This window comes from Micromonospora sp. KC721, from assembly GCF_004348355.1.
Lineage (GTDB): Bacteria > Actinomycetota > Actinomycetes > Mycobacteriales > Micromonosporaceae > Micromonospora.
In genome coordinates this window covers 1-7,075 of record NZ_SMJY01000259.1, presented here as the reverse complement: position 1 = coordinate 7,075, position 7,075 = coordinate 1, and the positions used below count along the sequence as shown (strand labels likewise).

The window sequence follows — 7,075 nt, the reverse complement described above, 5'->3', positions numbered from 1 at the left end:
GCCCGAACTCTGACCCCGCCCCGCCTCCGCCCCTGCACAACGGGGGCGCAGAGACGACGGAAGCCCGGGAGCATCCGCTCCCGGGCTTCCGTCGTCGAGGTTCAGTCGCGTTCGATGAGGTGGCCGACGACCGTGGGGCCGAGCATCACCGCGAAGCCGCTGCCGTCGCGGCGCGGATCCGCCGGCGGCAACTCCACCGGATCCCCCGTCGCCGTCGCACCGACCGGTCGCGGCCCGACCCAGGCCACCACCAGATCCGTCTCACCCTTGAGGAACCGCTGCGCGCGCACGCCGCCGGTCGCCCGCCCCTTCGCCGGGTACGCCTCGAACGGCGTCACCTTGACCGTCGCACCGGTCGAGGTGACCACCATCGGCTCCCCATGCACCGGGTCGTCGGTGCGAACCGCGCCGAAGAAGACCACCCGGGCCCCGGCCGGCAGGTTGACACCCGCCATGCCGCCGCCCTTGGGGCCCTGCGGGCGGACCAGCGTCGCGGCGAACCGCAGCAGCGACGCCTCGCTGGTGACGAAGGTCAGCGCCTCCTGCCCGTCGGTCAGCCAGGTCGCCCCGACCACCTCGTCCCCCTCGCGCAGCGAGATCACCTCGAACTCGTCCGAGCGCACCGGCCACTCCGGGGAGCAGACCTTGACCACACCCTGCCGGGTGCCCAACGCCAGGCCGGGTGAGCCCTGCGCGGTCGCGCCGAGCGGGGCCAGGCCGACCACCGTCTCGCCCGGCTCCAGCGGCACCAGCTCGGCGGCGGACATGCCACCACGCAGGGAAACGGTGCCGGCCTGCTCGGGCAGCACCGGCAGCGGCAGCACGTCGATCTTGAAGGCCCGGCCGGCGCTGGTCACCAGGAGCACCCGACCCCGGGCCGTGGTGTGCACGACCGCGCGTACGGTGTCGTGCTTGACCCGGCCGTTGCGCCGGCGCCCCTCGGCGGCCTCCTCCGACTCGGCCGCGGTCCGGGCGACCAGCCCCGTCGCGGAGAGGATCACCTGGCAGGGGTCGTCGGTGACCTCCAGCGGACCGGCCGGCACCGACGCGGCCAGCACCTCCTTGAGGTCACCGTCGACCAGGGTGGTACGGCGCGGCGCGGCGAACTGCTTCACCACCGCCGCCAACTCGTCGGAGACGACCTTCTTGAGCACCTTGTCGTCGTCGAGGATCTTCGACAGCTCGGCGATCTCCCCGCGCAGCTTCTCCTGCTCGGCCTCCAACTCGATGCGGTCGTACCTGGTCAGCCGGCGCAGCGGGGTGTCCAGGATGTAGGTGGCCTGGATCTCGGAGAGCTTGAACTTCTGCATCAGGCCGTCCTTGGCGGCCTGCGCGTCCTCGCTGGCCCGGATCAGCTTGACCACCCTGTCGATGTCGAGCAGGGCGATCAGCAGACCGTCGACCAGGTGCAGCCGCTCCTCGCGCTTGCGCCGCCGGTACGCGCTGCGCCGGGTGACGACCTCGTACCGGTGGGCCAGGAAGACCTCCAGCAACGCCTTCAGCCCGAGGGTACGCGGCTGGCCGTCGACCAGGACCAGGTTGTTGACACCGAAGGACTGCTCCAGCGGGGTGAGCCGGTAGAGGTCGGCCAGCAGCGCCTGCGGGTTCACCCCGACCTTGCACTCGATGACCAGGCGGGTGCCGCTCTCCCGGTCGGTGAGGTCCTTGACATCGGCGATACCGGTCAGCCGCTTCGTCTTCGTGACCTCGTTGGTGATCGCCGCGATGACCTTCTCCGCGCCGACGCCGTACGGCAGCTCGACCACGGTGATCGCCTGCCGGCCACGACTGCCCTCCAGCGGGCCGATCTCCACCCGGCCCCGCATCCGGACCACACCGCGCCCGGTCTCGTACGCGCGGCGCACCTCGTCCAGGCCCAGCAGCAGCCCACCGGTGGGCAGGTCGGGCCCGGGAACGTACTCCATCAGCTTGTCGAGGGTGGCGTCCGGGTGGTTGATCAGCCAGCGGGCGGCGGAGACCACCTCGCCCAGGTTGTGCGGGATCATGTTGGTCGCCATCCCGACCGCGATCCCGGACGCGCCGTTGACCAGCAGGTTGGGAAAGGCCGCCGGCAGCACGGTGGGCTGGGTCAGCGAGCCGTCGTAGTTCGGCTCGACGTCGACGGTGTCCTCGCCCAGCTCGCCGACGAGCAGCATCGCCTCCCGGGCGAGCCGGGCCTCGGTGTAACGCGCGGCGGCCGGTCCGTCGTCCGGGGACCCGAAGTTTCCATGCCCGTCGATGAGGGGGACGTTGAGCGAGAAGTCCTGCGCCATCCGGACCATGGCGTCGTAGATCGCCGTGTCACCGTGCGGGTGGTACCGACCCATCACGTCCCCGACGACGCGGGCCGACTTGACGTGCGCGCGGTCCGGCCGGAAGCCGTTCTCGTGCATCGAGTAAAGAATGCGCCGGTGTACCGGCTTGAGCCCGTCCCGGGCGTCGGGCAGGGCGCGGGAGTGGATGACCGAGAAGGCGTACTCCAGGTAGGAGTCGGAGACCTCGGTGACCAGCGGGTTGTCGAACACCCGTGCGCCGGCCTGATCGAAGGCGGACAGGTCCACCTTGGCGCGGTCGTCCTTGCGGCGTGCCATCGTTCAGCTCTCTCCCGTGACGAGGGTGCTCATGCGTCGATCGCCTCGCGGTCGACCCGGTCGGAGGAGTCGATGAGCCAGTTGCGACGCGGCTCCACCTTCTCCCCCATCAGCAGTTCGAGGATCCGCTCGGCGGCGTCGACGTCGTCGAGGGTGATCCGGCGGACCGCCCGGGTGGCCGGGTTCATCGTGGTCTCCCACAGCTCGTCGGCGTCCATCTCGCCGAGGCCCTTGAAGCGCGGGATCGGGGTGACGATCTGCTTGCCGGCCTTCTCCAGCTTGCGGACCGTCGCCTCCATCTCGGCCTGGGTGTAGGTGTAGATGGTCTGCGGGTTGCGGCCCCTGGTGGTGATCTTGTGCAGGGGCGGCATCGCGGCGAAGAGCCGGCCGGCCTCGATCAGCGGACGCATGTACCGGGCGAAGAGCGTGATCAGCAGGGTACGGATGTGCGCGCCGTCCACGTCGGCGTCCGCCATGATCAGCACGCGGCCGTACCGCAGCGCCGACAGGTCGAAGGTACGCCCCGACCCGGCCCCGAGCACCTGCACGATCGCGGCACACTCGACGTTGTCCAGCACCTGCTGGAGATTCGCCTTCTGCACGTTGAGGATCTTGCCCCGGATCGGAAGAAGCGCCTGATACTCGGCAGATCGGGCAAGTCGCCCCGTCCCCAGGGCGCTGTCGCCTTCCACGATGAACAGCTCACTGCGCTCAATCCCGGCTGACCGGCAGTCGACCAGCTTCGCGGGCATGGCCGCCCCCTCCAGGGCGGTCTTGCGCCGAGCGGCGTCCTTCTGCTGCTTCTGGGTCAGCCGCACCCGCGCCGCGTCGACGATCTTCTGCAGCACGGTGCGCGCCTCGGCCCTGGTCCGGCGGTCGTCCAGCCAGGCTTTGAGATGCTGCTCGACCAGCGACTGAAGCACCTTGGTGATGCCGGCGGTGGAGAGTTCGTCCTTGGTCTGCGAGGTGAACTGCGGCTCGGGGATGCGCACGTGCACCACCGCCGTCATCCCCTCCAGGACGTCGTCCAGCGTGGGCGGCTCCTCCTTGGCCTTGAGCAGACCCCGGGCGTTGCGGATGGCGTCGGCGAGGGTCCGCACCAGGGCCCGCTCGAAGCCCTTGCGGTGGGTGCCGCCGTGGGCGTTGCGGATGGTGTTGGTGAAGCACTCGACGGTGCGCTCGTAGCCGGTGCCCCAGCGGAGCGCGATCTCGACCTCGGCACGGCGCGGCACGTTGGCCTGCATGACGCCGTTGGCGTCGGCCGCGTTCTCCCGGTACGCCCCCTCCCCCGTGATCATCAGGGTGCCGGAGACCGGGCGGTCGCCGGCCGGGGCGAGGAACTCCACCATGTCGGTGAGGCCGTTGGGAAAGTGGAACGCCTCCTCGGTGGGCTGCTCGCCGGTCTCGTCACGCAGCCGGTAGTCCACCCCGGGAACCAGGAAGGCGGTGTTGCGCAGCTTCATCCGGACGGCGTCGACGTCGAGCCTGGCGCCGGTCTCGAAGTAGCGGGCGTCGTGCCAGTAGCGGATCGAGGTGCCGGTGCGCTGGCCGCGCTTCATCGCCCCGACGACCTGCAGGCCGGGGCCGGGAGTGAACGGTGCGTCCGGGCCGTCGCCGTCGAAGACGCCCGGCACGCCGTGCCGGAACGACATCGTGTGGATCTTGCCGCTGCGCCGGACGCTGACGTCGAAGCGTCGGGACAGGGCGTTGACCGCCGACGCGCCGACGCCGTGCAGGCCGCCGGAGGTCTTGTAGCCCGAGCCGCCGAACTTGCCGCCCGCGTGCAGCCGGGTGAGCACCAGCTCGACGCCGGAGATGCCGGACTTGGCGTGCACGTCGGTGGGGATGCCACGGCCGTCGTCGTCGACCTGCACCGAGCCGTCGGCGTGCAGGATCACCTCGATCTTCGTGGCGTGACCGGCGACACCCTCGTCGGTGGAGTTGTCGAGGATCTCGTTGACGAGGTGACCCACGCCACGGCTGTCCGTGGAGCCGATGTACATGCCGGGACGCTTGCGGACGGCGTCCAGGCCCTCCAGGTGGGTGAGGTCGTCGGCTCCGTAGAGGGTGTCAGGCTGTGCGGTCAACTGGTCGTACTCCCCGGTCTCGGCGGTGTGATGCCGCTCACCGTCTCGATGTCAGGCGCGGCGCGCCGCAGCGAGCGTAGCCGCCCCGCCCGACACGACGGCGCAGCCCCACGCGACACCGCGCGGCGGCGGCCCTGCGCCACCCTGGCCACAACGCGCCGGTCCGGTGCGATCTTCCCCCGGGGGAACGGTCGTCCGCCGGGCCGCTGCCCGGGGGCGACGCCGGGGCAGGAGGTCCACTACGGAGGTTTGTTCCCGCCGAGAAGTCGATGAGCCAGAGGTTAGCTGCGGGCCCCCAGGGTAGGGGACCGGGCATGCGCGTCCTCGGCATCAACTCGATCGTCCACGATCTCGCTGCCGCCCTGGTGGTCGACGGCCAGGTGGTGCCGGGCTGGCGCCGGAATCAACGTCGACAGCCTCGGCGCGGTGGGAGTGGGCCGAGGGAACGCGGGGCACGCCGGGCGCAGCCGACCCGAAGCCAGTCGCTGAGTCCCCGCTCGACTGGGACCGGATCTTGGAGGAGGAAACATGCGCATCGCGATGATCTCCGAGCACGCCAGCCCGCTCACCGTGCTCGGCGGTGACGGCGGCGGGCAGAACACCCACGTCGCCGAACTGGCCGCGGCGCTGGTCGGCGAGGGTCACGATGTGCGGGTCTACACCCGCCGCGACGCCGTCGAGCTGCCCGACGTGGTGGACACCTCCGCCGGATACCAGGTGCGACATGTGCCGGCCGGGCCGGCGATGCGGGTGCCGCAGAACGACCTGCTGCCGTACATGGGCGAGTTCGGCCGCTGGATGGCCGACCAGTGGCGCCACGGGGACTGGCGTCCGGACGTGGCGCACGCCCACTTCTGGATGAGCGGGCTGGCCACCGTGCACGCCGCGCGGGGCACCGACATCCCGGTGGTGTTGACGTACCACGCGCTGGGCTCGGTGAGGCGCCGCCACCAGGGAGCGAAGGACACCAGCCCACCAGGCCGGATCAGCTACGAGCGGGCGCTGGGACGCGCCGCCGACCGGGTGATCGTGCAGTGCCAGGACGAGGTCGGCGAACTGGTCCGCCTCGGTGTGCCCCGGTCGAAGATGGCGCTGGTCCCCTCCGGCGTCAACGAACAGATGTTCCGCCCCGACGGGCCGGTCGCCCCCCGCGACCCGACCCGGCCCCGGATCCTCACCGTCGGGCGGATGGCCGAAGGCAAGGGCTTCCAGGAGGTCGTCCGGGCCTTGCCCGCGGTCCCGGACGCCGAGTGCGTGGTGGTCGGCGGGCCACCGGCCGAGCTGCTGCCCGCCGACGGTTTCGCCCGTCGACTCACCGCGCTCGCCGATGCCTGCGGGGTCGCCGACCGGGTCCGGCTGGTCGGTGCGGTGCCCCGGGAGGAGATGGGAGCCTGGTACCGCTCGGCGGACGTGCTGGTGACCGTTCCCTGGTATGAGCCGTTCGGGCTCACCCCGCTGGAGGGGATGGCGTGCGGGGTGCCGGTGATCGGTACGAACGTGGGTGGCATCGCCGACACGGTGGTGGACGGCCTCACCGGCGATCTGGTCCCGCCGCGCGACTCCCGGGCGCTCGGTGCCGCGTTGCGCCGGCTGCTCGCCGACAAGGTACGCCGGTTCGCGTACGCCACGGCGGCGCTGGACCGGGTCCGCAGCCGGTACTCCTGGAAGCGCTGCGCCGAGCAGCTCGGCACCGTCTACGCCACGGTCGCCGCCATCGGCCAGGTCACCCCGGCGGCGGCCTGACCGGGGCCCGGACCCGCCCCACCTTGGTTACCGGGCAGTAGTATCGCGGCGTAGGCTGACAGGATGAGCGGGGAAGCGGCGTACACCCAGGAGTTCGTCGATGTCGACGGCGCCCGGATCGGCGTGCAGATCTATCCGGAACCGGTGGGCGTGCCGGACTACGACAGCTCCAGCTCGGCGCGTCTGACGCCGCGCCGCGACCTGGAGCTGTCGCCGATGGTGGTGATCTGGCCGGCGATGGGGGTACCGGCCCGCTACTACCGCCCGTTCGCCGCCGCGCTGCGCGAGGCCGGGCTCGCCGTGGCCGTGGTCGACCTGCGCGGCACCGGCGCCAGCACTCCCCGCCCCTCGCGCGCCTGCCGGTACGGCTACCCGGAGCTGGTCACCGACGTCGGCGCGGTGCTCGACGCGCTCAAGCCCCGGCTGGACGGCCGCAGACGGCTGCTGCTCGGCCACTCCCTCGGCGGGCAGGCGGCCCTGCTGCACCTCGCCGTGCACGGCGCGGACGCGGTCGACGGGCTCGCCCTGCTCGCCGTCGGCGTGCCCTGGTGGCGCAGCTACCCGGGCACCCGGGGACCGTTGGTGCTGGCGTTCACGCAGGCGATCGCGGCGGTGTCGGGCGCCTGCGGGGTCTGGCCGGGGTGGGGGTTCGGC

At 71.8% G+C, this 7,075-nt stretch carries 4 protein-coding genes; 2 read left to right on the top strand and 2 right to left on the bottom strand.

The genetic code is table 11. From position 1 onward, the window contains the following. Positions 1-101 precede the first annotated feature (101 nt). Both E1182_RS27945 and E1182_RS27940 read right to left on the bottom strand, forming a co-directional pair. Complete coding sequence (locus E1182_RS27945; protein ID WP_132270731.1) at positions 102-2,591, bottom strand: DNA topoisomerase (ATP-hydrolyzing) subunit A; 2,490 nt, start codon at positions 2,589-2,591, stop codon at positions 102-104. A 29-nt stretch (positions 2,592-2,620) separates the two neighbouring features. Beyond that, positions 2,621-4,678 carry a type IIA DNA topoisomerase subunit B gene (locus E1182_RS27940; protein WP_132270730.1) on the bottom strand — a complete coding sequence of 686 codons (2,058 nt, stop codon included), beginning with the start codon at positions 4,676-4,678 and terminating at the stop codon, positions 2,621-2,623. Between the two features lie 528 nt (positions 4,679-5,206). On the opposite strand from E1182_RS27940, the gene E1182_RS27930 reads away from it, so the two are divergent. Both E1182_RS27930 and E1182_RS27925 read left to right on the top strand, forming a co-directional pair. Next, positions 5,207-6,421 (top strand): glycosyltransferase, encoded by a 1,215-nt coding sequence (locus E1182_RS27930; RefSeq protein WP_132270728.1) that lies wholly within the window; start codon positions 5,207-5,209, stop codon positions 6,419-6,421. A 63-nt stretch (positions 6,422-6,484) separates the two neighbouring features. Beyond that, the coding region (locus E1182_RS27925) for an alpha/beta fold hydrolase (protein WP_132270727.1) at positions 6,485-7,075 on the top strand (591 nt) is incomplete at its 3' end.

What these genes read in the sequence shown, in the direction of transcription:
- E1182_RS27930 (WP_132270728.1), top strand. Translation starts at nt 5,207, where the DNA reads ATGCGCATCGCGATGATCTCCGAGCACGCCAGCCCGCTCACCGTGCTC.
- E1182_RS27945 (WP_132270731.1), bottom strand. Translation starts at nt 2,591, where the DNA reads ATGGCACGCCGCAAGGACGACCGCGCCAAGGTGGACCTGTCCGCCTTC.